Origin of the sequence: Achromobacter sp. 2789STDY5608615, assembly GCF_001298995.1 — a bacterium.
Classification (GTDB): domain Bacteria; phylum Pseudomonadota; class Gammaproteobacteria; order Burkholderiales; family Burkholderiaceae_B; genus Achromobacter; species Achromobacter insuavis.
In genome coordinates this window covers 193,463-210,111 of record NZ_CYTY01000005.1, presented here as the reverse complement: position 1 = coordinate 210,111, position 16,649 = coordinate 193,463, and the positions used below count along the sequence as shown (strand labels likewise).

The 16,649-nt window shown below is 67.9% G+C and carries 16 protein-coding genes; 13 read left to right on the top strand and 3 right to left on the bottom strand.

Features of this window, described 5'->3' with window-relative positions; translation table 11 throughout:
• Positions 1 to 17: 17 nt before the first annotated feature.
• From parC to AOZ49_RS06460, 3 genes are all read left to right on the top strand, one after another.
• Positions 18 to 2,339 (top strand): DNA topoisomerase IV subunit A, encoded by a 2,322-nt coding sequence (parC, locus tag AOZ49_RS06470; RefSeq protein ID WP_054474655.1) that lies wholly within the window; start codon positions 18 to 20, stop codon positions 2,337 to 2,339.
• 141 nt (positions 2,340 to 2,480) lie between these two features.
• Complete coding sequence (locus tag AOZ49_RS06465; RefSeq protein ID WP_054434240.1) at positions 2,481 to 3,104, top strand: TetR/AcrR family transcriptional regulator; 624 nt, start codon at positions 2,481 to 2,483, stop codon at positions 3,102 to 3,104.
• Positions 3,101 to 4,351 carry a DUF418 domain-containing protein gene (locus AOZ49_RS06460; protein ID WP_054474654.1) on the top strand — a complete coding sequence of 417 codons (1,251 nt, stop codon included), beginning with the start codon at positions 3,101 to 3,103 and terminating at the stop codon, positions 4,349 to 4,351. The genes AOZ49_RS06465 and AOZ49_RS06460 overlap by 4 nt, the downstream gene beginning before the upstream one ends.
• Here the strand turns inward: AOZ49_RS06460 and AOZ49_RS06455 are convergent.
• Positions 4,348 to 5,691 carry an aspartate aminotransferase family protein gene (locus AOZ49_RS06455; RefSeq protein WP_054474653.1) on the bottom strand — a complete coding sequence of 448 codons (1,344 nt, stop codon included), beginning with the start codon at positions 5,689 to 5,691 and terminating at the stop codon, positions 4,348 to 4,350. The two genes, AOZ49_RS06460 and AOZ49_RS06455, sit on opposite strands and share 4 nt — an antisense overlap.
• A gap of 58 nt (positions 5,692 to 5,749) precedes the next feature.
• A complete protein-coding gene (locus tag AOZ49_RS06450) occupies positions 5,750 to 6,691 on the bottom strand; it encodes a MurR/RpiR family transcriptional regulator (protein WP_054474652.1) in 942 nt (313 codons plus the stop codon).
• Positions 6,692 to 6,946: 255 nt separating this feature from the next.
• On the opposite strand from AOZ49_RS06450, the gene AOZ49_RS06445 reads away from it, so the two are divergent.
• The 6 genes from AOZ49_RS06445 to AOZ49_RS06420 all read left to right on the top strand — a co-directional run bounded on the left by AOZ49_RS06445 (position 6,947) and on the right by AOZ49_RS06420 (position 11,823).
• Complete coding sequence (locus AOZ49_RS06445) at positions 6,947 to 7,495, top strand: MarR family winged helix-turn-helix transcriptional regulator (RefSeq protein WP_006387826.1); 549 nt, start codon at positions 6,947 to 6,949, stop codon at positions 7,493 to 7,495.
• Entirely contained in the window at positions 7,492 to 8,055 is a 564-nt protein-coding gene (gene ectA, locus AOZ49_RS06440; protein WP_054434247.1) for a diaminobutyrate acetyltransferase, read from the top strand. Before AOZ49_RS06445 ends, ectA begins: the two co-directional genes overlap by 4 nt.
• Before the next feature lie 120 nt (positions 8,056 to 8,175).
• On the top strand, positions 8,176 to 9,483 hold the full coding sequence (ectB, locus tag AOZ49_RS06435; protein ID WP_054474651.1) for a diaminobutyrate--2-oxoglutarate transaminase: 1,308 nt from the start codon (positions 8,176 to 8,178) through the stop codon (positions 9,481 to 9,483).
• Positions 9,480 to 9,884, top strand: coding sequence for an ectoine synthase (locus tag AOZ49_RS06430; protein ID WP_006387829.1), 405 nt, complete (start codon positions 9,480 to 9,482; stop codon positions 9,882 to 9,884). The genes ectB and AOZ49_RS06430 overlap by 4 nt, the downstream gene beginning before the upstream one ends.
• A gap of 15 nt (positions 9,885 to 9,899) precedes the next feature.
• The gene (gene thpD / locus AOZ49_RS06425; RefSeq protein WP_054434250.1) at positions 9,900 to 10,826 is read left to right on the top strand and encodes an ectoine hydroxylase; all 927 of its coding nucleotides are present in this window, start codon (positions 9,900 to 9,902) and stop codon (positions 10,824 to 10,826) included.
• 124 nt (positions 10,827 to 10,950) lie between these two features.
• On the top strand, positions 10,951 to 11,823 hold the full coding sequence (locus AOZ49_RS06420) for an MOSC domain-containing protein (RefSeq protein WP_054474650.1): 873 nt from the start codon (positions 10,951 to 10,953) through the stop codon (positions 11,821 to 11,823).
• A gap of 52 nt (positions 11,824 to 11,875) precedes the next feature.
• Here the strand turns inward: AOZ49_RS06420 and sugE are convergent, their stop codons facing one another.
• A complete protein-coding gene (gene sugE / locus AOZ49_RS06415) occupies positions 11,876 to 12,193 on the bottom strand; it encodes a quaternary ammonium compound efflux SMR transporter SugE (protein WP_054434254.1) in 318 nt (105 codons plus the stop codon).
• 268 nt (positions 12,194 to 12,461) lie between these two features.
• On the opposite strand from sugE, the gene panD reads away from it, so the two are divergent.
• From panD to AOZ49_RS06395, 4 genes are all read left to right on the top strand, one after another.
• The gene (panD, locus tag AOZ49_RS06410; protein WP_006393954.1) at positions 12,462 to 12,830 is read left to right on the top strand and encodes an aspartate 1-decarboxylase; all 369 of its coding nucleotides are present in this window, start codon (positions 12,462 to 12,464) and stop codon (positions 12,828 to 12,830) included.
• A 55-nt stretch (positions 12,831 to 12,885) separates the two neighbouring features.
• Complete coding sequence (locus AOZ49_RS06405; protein WP_054474649.1) at positions 12,886 to 13,932, top strand: CDP-6-deoxy-delta-3,4-glucoseen reductase; 1,047 nt, start codon at positions 12,886 to 12,888, stop codon at positions 13,930 to 13,932.
• A gap of 195 nt (positions 13,933 to 14,127) precedes the next feature.
• A complete protein-coding gene (locus AOZ49_RS06400) occupies positions 14,128 to 15,384 on the top strand; it encodes a D-amino acid dehydrogenase (protein WP_054474648.1) in 1,257 nt (418 codons plus the stop codon).
• Between the two features lie 4 nt (positions 15,385 to 15,388).
• Positions 15,389 to 16,649 (top strand): extracellular solute-binding protein (locus AOZ49_RS06395; RefSeq protein ID WP_054474647.1); only part of this gene is annotated, 1,261 nt, incomplete at its 3' end.

The following is a 16,649-nucleotide window of genomic DNA, read 5'->3' as shown; positions in this document are numbered from 1 at the left end:
ATCTACCTGAAACCATCATGACCGACAGCAATCAACACGGTTTGTTCGACGCCGCGCCCGACGAGGGCGGCGATGCCGCCATCACCCTGGCGCGCTATGCCGAACAGGCCTATCTGGACTATGCCGTGTCCGTGGTGCGGGGCCGGGCCCTGCCCGACGTCGGCGACGGGCAGAAGCCCGTGCAGCGCCGCATCCTGTTCGCGATGCAGGCCATGGGGCTTGCGGCCGGCGCCAAGCCGGTGAAGTCCGCGCGCGTCGTCGGCGACGTGCTGGGCAAATACCACCCGCACGGCGACCAGGCCGCCTATGACGCCATGGTGCGCATGGCGCAGGACTTCTCCCTGCGCTACCCGCTCATCGACGGCCAGGGCAACTTCGGTTCGCGCGACGGCGACAACGCCGCCGCCATGCGCTACACCGAAGCGCGCCTGACGCCGATCGCCAAGCTGCTGCTGGACGAGCTCGACGAAGGCACGGTCGATTTCGTGCCCAACTACGACGGCAGCCAGCAGGAGCCGCAGATGCTGCCGGCGCGCCTGCCGGTGATGCTGCTGAACGGCGCGTCCGGCATCGCGGTCGGCATGGCCACCGAAATCCCGCCGCACAACCTGCGCGAAGTGGCGCAGGCCTGCGTGGCGCTGATCAAGCAGCCGCAACTGCCGGACGCCGAGCTGTTCGGCATGATCCCCGGTCCGGACTTCGCCGGCGGCGGCCAGATCATCACGCCGGCCGCCGACATCGCCCAGATCTACGCGGGCGGGCGCGGCTCGCTCAAGGTGCGGGCGCGCTGGCAGTTCGAGGAAATGGCGCGCGGCCAGTGGCAGCTGGTGGTCACCGAGCTGCCGCCGGGCACCTCGTGCCAGAAGGTGCTCGAAGAAATCGAGGAAATCACCAACCCCAAGGTCAAGAGCGGCAAGAAGAGCCTGACGCCCGAGCAGACGCAGGCCAAGGCCGTGATGCTGAACCTGCTGGACGCGGTGCGCGACGAATCCGGCAAGGACGCCGCCGTGCGCCTGGTGTTCGAGCCCAAGACCTCGCGCGTCGACCGCGACGAATTCGTCAACACCCTGCTGGCGCAGACCAGCATGGAAAGCAGCGCCTCGGTCAACCTGGTCTGCATCGGCACCGACGGCCGTCCGCGCCAGAAGGGCCTGCGCGACGTGCTGGTCGAGTGGCTGGCGTTCCGCACCCACACCGTGCTGCGCCGCACCCGATTCCGTTTGGACAAGGTGATAGACCGCATCCACGTGCTGGAAGGCCGCATGGTGGTCTACCTGAAGGTGGACGAGGTCATCCAGACCATCCGCGAATCCGACGAGCCGCGCGTGGCCCTGATGGAGCGTTTCAACCTGTCCGAGCGGCAGGCCGAGGACATCCTCGAAATGCGCCTGCGCCAGCTGGCGCGCCTGGAAGGCTTCAAGATCGAGCAGGAGCTCGCGGACAAGCGCAAGGAGCAGGTCTCGCTGCAGGAACTGCTGGACAATCCCAACACCCTCAAGCGCCTGCTCATCAAGGAAATCGAGGCCGACGCCAAGCAGTATGGCGACGATCGCCGCACCCTGATCGAGACCGCCGAGCGCGCCGTGCTCGAAACCAAGGTGCTGGACGAGCCGGTCACCGTGGTCGTGTCGCAGAAGGGCTGGCTGCGCGCCCGCCAGGGCCACGGCCACGACGCCTCGCAATTCGGCTTCAAGCAGGGCGACGACCTCTATGGCGCGTTTGAATGCCGCACCACCGATACGCTGATCGCCATGGGCGACAACGGCCGCGTCTATTCGGTGCCGGTGTCCGGCCTGCCGTCGGCGCGCGGCGACGGCCAGCCGGTCACCACCATGATCGACCTGGAAAGCGGCACCCGCATCGTCCACACCATCGCGGCCGCGGCCGACAGCCGCTGGCTGCTGGCCACGCGCGGCGGTTATGGCTTTGCCGCCAAGCTGTCGGACATGACCAGCCGCCAGCGCGCCGGCAAGCAGTTCATCACGCTGGAGACGGGCGACGAGCTGCTGCGCCCGGTGCCGCTGTTCGAGGGCGCCACGCAACTGGCGCTGCTGTCGCAGAAGGGCAAGTTCCTGGTGTTCGGGCTGGACGAACTCAAGTCGCTGTCCGGCGGCGGACGCGGCACCATCCTGATGGGGCTGGATGGCGCCGACAAGCTCGACCAGACCGTGCCGATCGGCGCGCTCGGCCTGCGCGCGGCCGGCATCTACCGCAACAAGCACACCGAGGACATCCTGGTGGGCGCGGCGCTGGCGGTGTACGTCGGCAAGCGCGCGCGCAAGGGGCGGGCGCTGGACGTGCGGCCCAAGCAGCCGCTGTTGTCGCCGGTGCTGGGCTGATCGCGGTCCGGGCGGCATTCGCGAAGCACGGCGGACCTCGCGGGGTCCGCCGTTTTGTTTCCGGAGTTGGACTTGACCAACGCCGGGGGCGCGATATTTAATAGATAGATCAATCAGTCTATTAATTGAATCCCACGCGACATGCGCAAAATCGACCCCGCCCGGCAGCAGGAGCGGCGCCGCCAGATCCTGGCCGCCGCCGCCGAGTGCTTCGCCGAAAACGGCTTCCATGCCACCTCGACCGCGCAGATCTGCGCGCGCGCGGCCATGAGCCCCGGCAACCTGTTCCACTATTACGCCAGCAAGGCCGAGATCATCGAGGCGCTGATCGCGTCCGACACCGACACGCTGCGCGAACACCGCCAGGCCGGCGGCGGCGCCGGTGATGCGCGCGCCGCCCTGGTCGGCTGGGTCGACCAGAACCTGGCACAGTACCGCGATCCGGGCTTTGTCCGCCTGGGCATGGAGATCCTGGCCGAGGCGGTGCGCAATCCGCGGGTGCACGCGCTGGTCATGGCCAACGAAAGCGAACGCAAGGCGTCGCTGACGGCGCTGCTGGCGGCGGTCTGGCAGGGCCTGCCGCCGGACGCCATGCCGCGGCCCGTGGCGGAAATGGCCGACCTGCTGTTGTTGCTGCTGGACGGCATCTACAGCCGGTCGGTGGTGGATCCGCGGTTCGACGCGGCCGCCGGCGGGCGGCTGCTCGACGCGGCGTTGCAGGGCTGCCTGCCGCCCGCGCCCGGCGCGGCGGGAGCGCGGCCATGAACGCCGCCGAAAACGCCTTCGTCGGCGCCGCCACGGCCGCGCCGCCGCGCCTGGCCCAGGTCGACGCGCTGCGCGGCTTCGCGCTGTTCGGCATCCTGGTCGTCAACATCGGCGTGTTCGCTTCGCCGTTCTACGCCAACGGCATCACCGACCCCGCCTATTCGGGACCGTGGGACGTGGCGGTGCGCTGGCTGGTGGCGTGGCTGTTCGAGACCAAGTTCTACCTGCTGTTCTCGTTCCTGTTCGGCTATAGCTTCACCTTGCAGATGAGCGCGGCCGAACGCGGCGGCGCCGCCTTCGGGCCGCGTTTTCTGCGGCGCCTGGCCGGCCTGGCGCTGCTGGGGCTGGCGCACGCGGTGCTGTTCTACCAGGGCGACATCCTGCTGACCTATGCCTTGCTGGGGTTGGCGCTGATGGCCTGCCGCCGCATGGAGCCGGGCCGCGCCTTGCGCCGCGCGCTCTGGCTGATCGGGCTGGCGTCGCTGGCGTGGGCCCTGCTGGCGGCGTTGAGCCTGCTGGACCCCGTCGGCACCGTCGAGTTGAGCCGCGCCGCCAGCGTGGTCTCCGCGGCCGATTCGCAGGCCGCCATCGACGCCTATCGCGGCACGATCGCCAGCACCATCGCCCGCCACTGGTACGAACTGACCAGCAGCATCTGGGGCGTGATCCTGCTGGTGCAGGGACCGTTCGTCTTCGCCATGTTCCTGGTTGGCTATGCGCTGGGCCGGCGCCAGGCGCTGGCCGATCCGTGGCGCCAGCCGCGGGCGCTGTGGCTGCTGTGCGCGCTGGGAGCGTTGCCCGGGCTGGCCGGGTCCGCCGCCTATGCGACCACCGCCTTGCCGTCGATGTCCCCGTTGTGGGAAACCCCGGGCCTGGCCATGGATCTGTTCACGGCGCCGCTGTTGAGCATGTCGTACGCCGCGGCCTTGCTGTTGGCGATGCGCACGCGGCCGGGCGCCGCGCTGGCGCGCACGCTGGCGCCGGCCGGCCGCATGGCCCTGAGCAACTACCTGATGCAATCGGCGCTGTGCGCCTTCCTCTTCACCGGCTGGGGCCTGCGCCTGACGGGCAGCGTGTCGCCGGGCGCGGCGCTGGTGATCGCCGTGGCGATCTTCCTGGCGCAGTTGCCGTTGTCGGCGTGGTGGTTGCGCCGCCACGCCTACGGCCCGGTCGAATGGCTGCTGCGCGCCCTGACCATCGGCGCCTGGCCCGCGTGGCGCCGTCCGTCGCCGGGGCAGGCCGGCTAGCGCCGGCCGCTGTCGGCGATGGCGGCGTCGATGGCGCCGGCCAGGCGGTCGGTCAACTGGTCCAGCTCGTCGTCCGTGATGATGAAGGGCGGGGCCAGCAGCACGTGGTCGCCCTGGCGGCCATCGATGGTGCCGCCCATCGGATAGACCATCAGGCCGCGCGCCATGGCTTCGCGCTTGATGCGCGCATGCAGCGACAGGGCCGGGTCGAAGGTCGCCTTGCTGGCGCGGTCCTGCACCAGCTCCACGCCCATGAACAGCCCGCGGCCGCGGATATCGCCGACGTGCGGATGGTCGCCCAGCGCCTGCCGCAGGCGCTGGCGCAGCCCGTCGCCCTGGGCGCGCACGCGCGCCAGCAGGTTGTCGCGCTTGATCACCTGCTGCACCGCCAGCGAGGCCGCGCACGCGGTGGCGTGGCCCAGGTAGGTGTGGCCGTGCTGGAAGAAGCCGCTGCCTTGCTGCATCGCCTGCACGATGCGTTCCTGCGCCATGACCGCGCCGATCGGCTGGTAGCCGCCGCCCAGGCCCTTGGCGATGGTGATCAGGTCGGGCGTGATGCCTTCCTGCTCGACGGCGTACAAGGTGCCGGTGCGGCCCATGCCGCACATGACCTCGTCGGCGATCAGCAGCACGCCGTGGCGGTCGCAGACCTCGCGGATGCGGCGGAAGTAGCCCGGCACCGCGGTCACCGCGCCCGAGGTCGCGCCCACCACCGGCTCGGCGACGAAGGCCATCACGCTGTCGGGGCCGAGGCGCTGGAAGGTCTGCTCCAGTTCCTGCGCCAGGCGTTCGGCGTATTGCTCATCGGTTTCGCCAGCCGCCTGGTCGCGGTAGGCATAGCAGGGTGACACGTGCGCCACGTCGATCAGCAGCGGCGCGAACTGCGCCCGGCGCCAGGCGTTGCCGCCCACCGCCAGCGCGCCCAGGGTGTTGCCGTGATAGCTCTGGCGCCGCGCCACGATGTGGCGGCGCTGCGGCTGGCCGATCTCGACGTAGTACTGGCGCGCCATCTTCAGCGTGGCCTCGATCGCCTCCGAGCCGCCCGAGACGAAGTACGCATGCGAAGTGCCGGCCGGCGCGTCGGCGACCAGCGTCGCGGCCAGTTGCTCGGCGACCTCGGTGGTGAAGAAGCTGGTGTGGGCATACGCCAGCGCGTCGATCTGCGCGTGCATCGCCGCCTGCACGTCCGGATGGTTGTGCCCCAGGCACGAGACCGCGGCGCCGCCGGAGCCATCCAGGTAGGCGCGGCCCGCCTGGTCGTAGAGCCAGGCGCCCTGGCCGCGGACCGCGACCGGGGGCGTGCTGCGCAGGGAGCGGTGGAGAACGTGGGTACTGGTCATGGCGTGGAACTCCGCGGAAGGCGTGGGGAAGGGGAAAGGGCGATTCAACCGGGGTGATTCATTCGGATCGCGGCGCGCGGCCGCGCTTGGGCGGCGCGTCCTGCCAGTAGGCGCCGTCCGCCTGCAGGCGGGCATCGATTTCGGCCAGGCGCTGCAGCACCTCGTCGCCGCCGCGGGCCGCCAGCCGCGCGATCAGGTGTTCGGCCAGTCCCAGCAGGCCCGCGGTGCTGTGGAAGAACGAGCCGGGGCCGCGCAGCGCCGGCGCGTCCGGGCCGGGCTCGTCGGCGCGGGCGAAGCGCAGCACGTGGCCGGCCGTCCGCGCCACGGGATTGTCGGCGCTGTCGGTCAGCGCCAGCACGGTGACGCCGCGCGCGGCGATCTGACGGGTCAGGCGCACCGTGGCCGTGGGGTAGGGGGCTTGCGACACCACCACCAGCGCATCGCCTGGCTGCAGGCTGTCGGCGTCTTCGGCCGCGGCCCCGCCCAGACCGTCGATCAACAGGCCGTTGCGGCGTATGAGGTGGTAGGCGTAGCGCATCTGGAAGGCGATGCCGAAGGCCGAGCGCGTGCCCAGGAAGCCGACCTGGCGGGCGCGCAGCAGCGCGTCGACGGCCGCGTCGAAGGCGGCGGCGTCATTGGCCTGGCAGATCGAGGCCAGCGCCGCGGTCTGCAGGTCGGTGAGCGCGTCGTGCCCGTCGCCGCCGGCCTGGCGCGCGTGCGAGGCCTGCAAGCGCGCGGCGCGCTGCCGCAGGCCGTCCTCGGCGCCGCCGGCCAGCGCGCGCTGGAACGGGGCGCGGAACGCCTCGTAGCTGTCATGGCCGGCGGCGCGGGCCAGCCGCAGCATGGTGGCGGGCGACACGCCCACCGCCTGCGCCTGGCGCCGCATCGACCACAGCCCCACTTCGGCCGGATGGGCCAATACCCAATGCGCGGCGCGCTGCAGTTCGGCGGGCAACGTCGCGCTGAGATGGCGCAGGTGGTCTTGCGGGGGAGCGATCACGGTGGCGGAGCGGGTAAGTCGTTTTCTATAAAACAAATGCTACATCTATATTGAATGGAAAAACAGTTGTTTTATTTGCGAATCGTAGGGCAATTCCGACATATCGTAACGACGCCGCCCTCCTGGGAAGCCCCTGGCGACATGACGGCGGATAGTGCGGAAATGATTACAAAATGGCCGGTGATCGGGTTTGACACAGGGATAGGTCACCCATATCATTCGTATAGAAATCAATTTAGCTGAACTAATTCAGTCATGAATAAACAGACCGTAACCGACCCCGCGCAGCAATATGACCTGCGCATCCTGCGGGCACTGCGCCGGATCACGCGATCCATCGCGTTGCATTCGCGCCAGCTGTCCGCCGTGAGCCACATCACCGCGCCGCAGCTGATGTGCCTGCGCACGGTCATCGCCAACGGTCCGCTGACGGCCACGGCGATCAGCCGCGAGATCCATGTCAGCCCCAGCACGGTCGTCGGCATTCTCGACCGCCTGGAAGACAAGGGCCTGATCCGCCGCGAGCGCGGCCGCGAAGACCGCCGCATCGTCTTCGTGACCGCCACCGACGCCGGCCGCGAGGTCGCGCAGCAGGCGCCGTCGCCGCTGCAAAAGCATCTGGCCGACGCGCTCAACGCGTTGCCGGAGCTGGAGCAGGCCACCATCACCCTGTCGCTCGAGCGCATCGTGGCGCTCATGGAAGAAGAGAGCGGGGTCGCGACGGAAACCCAGGGCGACGTATCGTCGCCCATCCTCGAGGTGCCCACGGGTGGCGCGCCTCCCGAATCAGGATTGGTTGTATGAGAGCAAACGAACTGAACGACACCACTACGAACTCAAGTGCCGTGGCGCCGGCGGCGGGCAGCAAAACGCATCTGTTGCGTGAGCCCCGCCGCAAGGACGGCGCCGCGATCCACCAGCTCATTGCCGAGTGCCCGCCACTCGACCTCAATTCCCTATACGCGTACCTGCTCCTGTGCGAGCACAACCGCGGCACCTGCGTCCTGGCCGAAAGCGCCGGAGGACGCATCGATGGATTTATCTCCGCTTACGTGCTTGCCGACCGGCCCGACGTGTTGTTCGTCTGGCAGGTCGCCGTGCACACCCGCGCACGCGGCCAACGGTTAGGCCGCGCCATGCTTCGGGCGCTCTTGCAACGCGAGGGGCTCGCGCATGTTCGTCATCTTGAAACCACGGTGGCGCCTGACAACCAGGCATCGCGCCGCACCTTTGCCGGCCTCGCCGGCGAGCTGGGCGCCCACGTCTCCGAGCAGCCGTTCTTCGACCGGCAGCTTTTCGGCGGCGCGGACCATGACGACGAGATGTTGTTGAGGATAGGCCCGTTCACCTTGCCCGCCCCGTAGGCGGCAACGCGGTCCTGTCGAAAACCGGGATGGCTTTGACGCATCCGGATGCGCCCGGCGCGCATGCGGAAGGGATCTGGCCGTCTGTCAACTTATGAGATGAAAGGGAGGATTAATCACATGGACTTGAAAATCTTCGACCGGATGGAGTCGGAAGTACGGGGCTATATCCGGTCGTTTCCCGTGATATTCAGCCAGGCCAGGGGATCGACGCTGGTGGATGAGGACGGTGGCGAATACATCGACTTCTTCAGCGGCGCCGGCACGTTGAACTACGGCCACAACAATCCCATCCTCAAGGAAAAGCTGCTCGAGTACGTGCAGGCCGACGGCGTGGTGCATGGCCTGGACATGGCCACCAGCGCCAAGAAAAGCTTCCTCGAGGCGGTCGACCGCGTGCTGCTCAAGCCGCGCAACTGGCAATACACCCTGCAGTTCACCGGCCCCACCGGCACCAACGCGGTCGAGGCGGCGCTCAAGATCGCGCGCCAGGTGAAGGGGCGCCCCAATGTGATTTCCTTCACGCATGGCTTTCACGGCGTCAGCGGCGGCTCGCTGGCGGTGACCGCCAACATGAAGTTCCGCGATGCCTCCGGCTACCCGCTGGCCAACACCACCTTCATGCCCTATGACGGCTACTTCGGCCCGGACGTGGACACCATGGCCTACCTGGAGCGCATGCTGGAAGATCCCAGCAGCGGCATGGACAAGCCCGCCGCCGTCATCGTCGAGACGGTGCAGGGCGAGGGCGGCGTCAACGTCGCCACGCTGCGCTGGCTCAAGGAACTGGACAAGCTCTGCAAGCGCCACGACATGCTACTGATCGTGGACGACATCCAGGTCGGCTGCGGCCGCACCGGCACCTTCTTCAGCTTCGAGGCCGCGGGCATCCGCCCTGACATCATCACGCTGTCCAAGTCGCTGTCGGGCTTCGGCCTGCCGATGTCGCTGGTGCTGATGAAGCCCGAGCTCGACGTCTGGAAACCCGGCGCCCACAGCGGCACCTTCCGCGGCAACAACCTGGCGTTCGTCACCGCCACCCAGGCGCTGGAAACCTACTGGGCCAACACCGCGTTCACCGCCGAGATCCAGCGCAAGGAGCGCCTGGTGCGCGACTGGCTGGAAAACCTGGTGCACAGCTATCCCAACGCCGGCCTGTCGGTGCGCGGCCGCGGCCTGATCCAGGGCTTGGTCAGCAACGCCGCCCCGGCGCTGTCCAACCGCATCGCCGCCAACGCCTTCAAGCGCGGCGTGGTCATCGAGACCTCGGGCGCGCACGACGAAGTGCTCAAGCTGCTGCCGGCCCTGACCATCGAGGAAGACCTGCTGTCCAAGGGCCTGGACGTGATCGAGGCGAGCGTGGCCGACGCGCTGGCCGAAGAGGGGCAGTCCGCCCGCATCCTGAAATTTGGAGGAAAACGTCAATGATCGTACGCAATGTCAAAGATGTTATCGGCACCGCCGACGAAGTCCGCACCGACACCTGGGTCAGCCGCCGCGTGCTGCTCAAGAAGGACGGGATGGGCTTTTCCTTCCACGAGACCACCATCTTCCCGGGCGGCCGCACCCACATCCACTACAAGAACCACCTGGAAGCGGTGTGGTGCATCGAGGGCGACGGCTCCATCGAGACGATTGCCGACGGCAAGAAGTACGAGCTGGGCCCCGGCGTGGTCTACGCCCTGAACGAGCATGACGAGCACTGGCTGTGCGGCGGCAAGGAGCCGCTGCGCGTCATCTGCGTCTTCAACCCGCCGCTGACCGGCCAGGAAGTGCACGACAAAGAGGGCGTCTACGCCCTGCCTGAAGCCGAAGCCCAAGCGGCCTGATACAAGGAGGTTCGCATGATCTCACCTGCGCAGGATCCGTACGCCTCCCGTACGGATCGAAGTTCCGCCATCATTTCCCGCCAGGATCCGGTGGTCTATGAAGAAGGCAACTACGCCAACGCCCTGAGCGGCGAGCAGATCGGCAGCTACGAGCGCGATGGCTTCCTGCTGCTGGAGGACCTGTTCTCCGACGCCGAAGTGCGGGCGCTGTCGGCCGAGGTCGAGCGCATGACGCGCGACCCGTCGATCATCCGCCGCGAAGAGTCGATCACCGAGCCCGGCAGCAACGCCGTGCGCTCCATTTTCATGGTGCACGTGCTGAACCCCGTGCTGGCGCGCCTGGTGCGTGATCCGCGGCTGGTCAACGTGGCGCGCCAGATCCTGGGGTCCGAGGTCTACATCCACCAGTCCCGCGCCAACATGAAGCCCGGCTTCAAGGGCAAGGAGTTCTACTGGCACTCGGATTTCGAGACCTGGCACGTGGAAGACGGCATGCCGTCGATGCGCGCGCTGAGCTGCTCGGTGCTGCTGACCGAGAACAATGACTGCAACGGCCCGCTGATGCTGGTGCCGGGGTCGCACCGACAGTTCATCTCGTGCGTCGGCGAAACGCCCAACGACCACTACAAGCAGTCGCTCAAGAAGCAGGAGTACGGCGTGCCGGATCCGGTCAGCCTGCAACTGCTGGTCGAGCAGGGCGGCATCCGCACCATGACCGCCAAGGCGGGCTCGGTGGTGTTCTTCGACTGCAACACCATGCACGGCTCCAACAGCAACATCTCGCCGTGGCCGCGCGCCAATGTGTTCATGGTCTACAACAGCATGGAAAACACGCTGGAGCCGCCCAAGTACGGCCTGACCCCGCGTCCCGAGCACATCGCCACGCGCAAGGCGTTCAAGGCGGTGACGCCGCTGGATACGCTCAAGCTGGTCGGCGGCTGACGCGTCACGGCGGGGGCGGTGTGGCGCCGTCCCTCGCACGCCACTCAAGCCCAGGCCCCCGGCCTGGGCTTTTCGCTGGCCATCCGCTATGCTCTGGCTCCCTGCCACGCCCGCATCCGCCGCCATGTCCGCCCGCATCCTCAGCCTGCATATCTACCCGGTCAAATCCTGCGCCGGCATCGACCTGGCCGAATCGCCGGTGGACCGCGCCGGGCTGGCGCACGATCGCCGCTGGATGCTGGTGTCGGCCGACGGCCAGTTCATGACGCAGCGCCAGTGGTCCGCCATGGCGCTGATCCGCACGGCGCTCTCCGCCGACGCGCTGCGTCTGTCGGCGCCCGGCATGCCCGACCTGGAGGTGCCGCTGGATGGATCGGCCCTGCAGCCGGGCGTGGAGACGGTCGGCGTCTGGAAGGACACGCTCGACGCGCGCCGCGAAAGCGAGGCCGCGGCGCAATGGTGTTCCGATTTTCTCAAGACGCCTTGCCGCCTGTACAAGGTGGATGCCGCGGCGGCGCGGCCCGCCAAGCCCGAATGGGTGGACAAGTGGACCGCCGGCCATCCCGACCTGGCCGACGTGTTCGGGGGCGATCATTTCTTCGGCTTCGCCGACGGCTTTCCGCTGCTGGTGGCGAACCAGGCCTCGCTGGACGACCTGAACGCCCGCCTGCGGGCCAAGGGCGTGGCGCCGGTGCCGATGGACCGTTTCCGGCCCAACATCGTGGTGCAGGGCGAGTGGGAGGCCTTCGAGGAAGACCACACCGCCATGATCACGACCGGCGCGGTCAGCATGGCGTTCGTCAAGCCGTGCACGCGCTGCTCGATTCCCGACATCGACCAGCGCACCGCCGTGCAGCACGACGAGCCCGGCCGCACGCTGGCGGGCTACCGCAATCTGGATATCGGCGTGGTGTTCGGCCAGAACGCCATTGTCGACGCGCCGGCCGGCGCGCGCCTGAAGGTGGGCGACGGGGTCGAGATCGAACTGGATTTCTAGCCCGCCGCGCCCCGGCGCGAGGCCGGGGCCGTGGGAATCAGGCGTCCAACCCTCAGGCCGACGACAGCTTCAGGCCGACCAGGCCCAGCACGATCAGCGTGACGCTGGCGATGCGCAGCCAGCTGATGGATTCCCCGAACAGGATGATGCCGGCCACGAAGGCGCCGACGGTGCCGATGCCGACCCACACCGCGTAGGCGGTGCCCAGCGGCAGCGTCTTCATGGCCAGCGCCAGCAGCCAGAAGCTGATGAGCATGCCGCCCACCGTCACCAGGGACGGCATCAGGCGCGTGAAGCCATGGGTGTATTTGAGGCCGACGGCCCAGACGATTTCGAACAGGCCGGCCAGCACAAGGATGATCCAGGTCATGACGACTCCTACTTGAGAGGGGTCGTCCCCGGATTGATGCGTTGCCGGCAATGGCCAATGCCGCCGTTGCCGATGGCAAATGCCGCCATGTGGCGGCGGACGCAGCAACGGGCCGTCCCGTCGCGGCAAAAATTATAGAATACCGGCTTCCGACGGCAAAACCGGGTGTCGTCGGGCTGCATGCCCGCAGGTGCGCGCCATCCGCGGGTGTTTTCACATTTATCGCATCACTTCGCGTTCCGGCACGCGAAACCAGGATATTCCCATCATGCAACGCATCATGCTGCGGGCAAAGCTGCACCGCGTCACGGTCACCGAAGCCGACCTCCACTACGAGGGTTCTTGCGGCATCGACGAAGACCTGCTGGACGCTGCCGGCATGCGCGAGTTCGAACGCATCGAGCTCTACAACATCAACAATGGCGAACGCTTCGATACCTACATCATCAAGGCGGCCCGCGGCAGCGGCATCATCTCGCTCAATGGCGCGGCCGCGCGCCGGGCGCAGGTCGGCGACCTGATGATCATCTGCACCTACGGTCCGATGTCGGAAGAGCAATCCGCCACCCACAAGCCGCAGGTCGTGCTGGTGGACGACGCCAACCGCGTCAAGGAAATCCGCAAGTTCCCGGCCTGAGGCCGGGCCGGGCGGCGCGCCGCGTGGCGCGCCGTCAACCCTGATCCGTTTCATCATGAGCTTCCAGGTCATCATTCAACCCAGCAAGCATCAATTCCCGGTCGAGCCCGGCCAGACCGTGCTCGACGGCGCCCTGGCCGCGGGCATCGTGCTGCCCTACAGCTGCCGCAACGGCGCCTGCTCCACTTGCAAGGGCAAAGTGGTGTCCGGGGAGTTCGACGCCGGCCAGTACCCCGCGCAGATCCTCTCGCCCGAGGAACTGGCCGACGGCTACACCCTGTTCTGTCAGGCCCGGCCCGCGTCCGACCTGGTGGTCGAGTCCACCGAAGTGCGCCTGGCCAGCGACATCCAGATCCGCAAGCTGCCTTCGCGCGTGCAGACCATGGAGCGCGCGGCGCCGGACGTGACCGTGCTCAAGCTGCAATTGCCCGCCTCGGAGCAGTTCCGCTATTACGCCGGCCAGTACATCGAGGTCATCCTCAAGGACGGCCGCCGCCGCAGCTATTCCATGGCGGGCGCGCCGCACACCGGCAGCCCGCTGGAACTGCACATCCGTCACATGCCGGGCGGCGTCTTCACCGACCACGTGTTCGGCGCCGGCGACACCCAGATGAAAGAGCGCGAGATCCTGCGCCTGGAAGGCCCGTTCGGTTCGTTCTTCCTGCGTGAAGACAGCGACAAGCCGGTCATCCTGCTGGCCAGCGGCACCGGCTTCGCGCCGGTCAAGGCCATCGTCGAGCACATGATCCACAAGAACATCCGCCGTCCGGTCTCGCTGTACTGGGGCGGCCGCCGCCCGCGCGACCTGTACATGGATGAACTGGCGCAGTCGTGGGCCCGCGATCTGCCGGACTTCCGCTACGTGCCGGTGGTGTCGAACGCGCTCGAGGAAGACGGCTGGAACGGCCGCGACGGCTTCGTCCACGAGGCCGTGCTGCAGGACATCCCCGACATGTCGGGCCACCAGGTCTACGCCTGCGGCGCGCCTCCCATGGTCGACGCCGCGCGGCGCGAATTCAGCGCCCAGTGCGGCCTGCCGCCGGAAGAGTTCTACGCCGACGCCTTCACGTCCGAGGCCGACCTGGCGAAGGCCGCGACCTGAATCCAGCAGGGCGGCGCATGATCCGAAAGGGAAGGAATCCGGCCACGGCGGGTTCCTTCCCTTTTTTTGATGGAATCGGCCGTAGGCGGGGGCGGGGCGGCGGGGTAAACTGCGGTGTCATCTTGGCAGCGGCTTGCCACGGGACGCGGGCATCGTGTCCGCGGGCTCAGTGGGCCGGCAGGGAGCAATGCGGGCATGAAAGTAGCGGTATTGGGTAGCGGCATCATCGGAATCTCCAGCGCCTGGTGGCTCAGCCAGGCGGGCCACGACGTCGTGGTCATCGACCGCTGCACCGGACCCGCCCAGGAAACCAGCTTGGCCAACGGCGCGCAGATCTCCGTCTCCTACGCCGAGCCGTGGGCCAATCCTCAGGCGCCCCTGAAACTGCTCAAGTGGATGTTCCAGGACAACGCGCCGCTGCTGTTCCGCCCGCAGCTGGACTGGCGCCAGTGGATGTGGGGCCTGGCCTTCCTGCGCGAATGCCTGCCGGGCCGGCTGGCGCCGAACATCCGCGCCATGGTCCGCATGGCCGAATACAGCCGCGCCACGCTGCGCGGCATGCGCGCCGAGCTGGGCATCGAATACGATCACCTCGAGCGCGGCATCCTGAATTTCTACCGCGACCAGCACGAATTCGAGAACTCGCAGCGCGCCGCCGGCCTGATGCGCGACTTCGGCGTCGAGCGCCGCGTCGTGTCCACGGACGAGGTCATCGCCATCGAACCGGCCCTGGCGCCGCATCGCAACACCATCGTCGGCGGCGACTACACCCCCGAGGACGAAAGCGGCGACGTGCACCTGTTCACCGTCGCGCTGGCCGAGCGCTGCGCGCGCGCCGGCGTCGAATTCCGCTACAGCACCCGCGTCACCCGGCTCATCACCCAGGCCGGCGCCGTCAGCGGCGTCGAACTGATCGAGCCCGACGGCCGCTACGGCACCCTGGCGGCCGACGCCTACGTGGTGGCCATGGGCAGCTTCAGCCCGTCGCTGCTGCGTCCGCTCGGCATCCCGTGCAACGTCTATCCGGCCAAGGGCTATTCGGCCACCTTCCCGGTCCTGAACCCCGGCGGCGCGCCCACGGTCAGCCTGACCGACAGCAGCCACAAGGTGGTGTTCTCGCGCCTGGGCGATCGCCTGCGCATGGCCGGCACGGCCGAGCTGTCCGGCTATTCGCGCGGCCTGAACACCGGCCGCTGCGAAGCCGTGACGCGGCTGGCCCGCGAACTCTTTCCCGACGCGCTCGATTTCGAGCGCGTCAGCTATTGGTCGGGCCTGCGCCCGTCCACTCCCTCGAACGTGCCCATCATCGGCCGCAGCCACATTCCCAATTTGTATATCAATACCGGACACGGTACTCTCGGCTGGACGATGGGCGTCGGCTCGGGCCGGGCACTGGCCGACCTGCTGAGCGGACGTCGTCCAGAACCGGAATTCCCTTTTCTTGGTCTATGAACCTATGAAGAAATTGCAATTGGCGGGCATTGCCCGCGCGATGTTCGCCAGCCGGCGCACATGGGTCTTTGGCGCCGCCATGGCGGTCGTGGGCGCGGTCCATGCCGCGCCCGTCGAAATCCAGGTCTGGCACACGCTGCCGGACGCCAACAAGGCCGAATTCGAAAAGCTGGCCAAGCAGTACAACAAGGAGCAGGACCAGGTCAAAGTGACCCTGCGCGCCTTCGCCTCGCAGGCGCAGCTGCAGCAGGAAGCCACCGCCGCGGTCAAGGCCAAGAAGGCCCCCAACCTGGTGCAGCTGAACGACAACCACTCGCCGGAAGTCGTGGCCGAACACAAGGCCATCCTGCCGATGTACGAATTGCTGGCCAAGTATCCGATCAAGGACCTGAACTGGTTCGTGCCGGCCACCAGCAGCTTCATCCGCGACGGCAAGGGCCGCCTGCTGGCCTTCCCGTGGATGGCCGAAGTGCCGGTGATGTTCTACAACACCGCCGCCTACAAGAAAGCCGGCCTCGATCCCAACAAGCCCGCCCGCACCTGGACCGGCCTGCAGGCCGAGCTGCTGAAGCTGCGCGACGTGGCCGACCTCGACTGTCCCTACGCCTCCAGCGACCAGGTCTCGGTCCACCTGGAAAACCTGGCGCCGGTGAACAACCAGCTGTACACCAGCAACAACAACGGCCTGGACGCGGTCACCAAGAAGAGCGCGGCGCCGGCGATGCAGTTCGACACGCTCTACATGCGCCACATCTCGCTGATGGTCAGCTGGAAGCGTTCGCTGCTGTTCATGGCGCACACCGCCGACAACAGCGCCGACAAGCTGTTCGCCAAGGGCGAGTGCGCGGTGCTGACCGGCAACTCCGGCTCGTTCGGCCAGTTCCTGAACACCAAGTCGCTGGCCTTCGGCGTGGCGCCGCTGCCTTACTACGACCAGGCCACCCAGACCGGCGGCCAGCCGTTCGTGAGCGGCTCGGCCCTGTGGGCGCTGGATGGCCGTCCGAAGGACGAGGAAAAGGCCACGGCGCAGTTCCTGGCCTGGCTGTCCAAGCCCGTGATCGCGGCGGAATGGCACCAGCGCACCGGCTACCTGCCGCTGACCGAAGCCGCGTTCCGCGCCTCGGACGTGTCGTTCTACAAGAGCATCCCCGGCGCGCAAGCCGTGGTGGCCTCGATGAGCACCCGCCCGGTCGCCAACAGCCGCGGCTTCCGCATGGCCAACTACGACCGCATCGAGCCCGTGTTCAACCAGCAGCTCAACGACG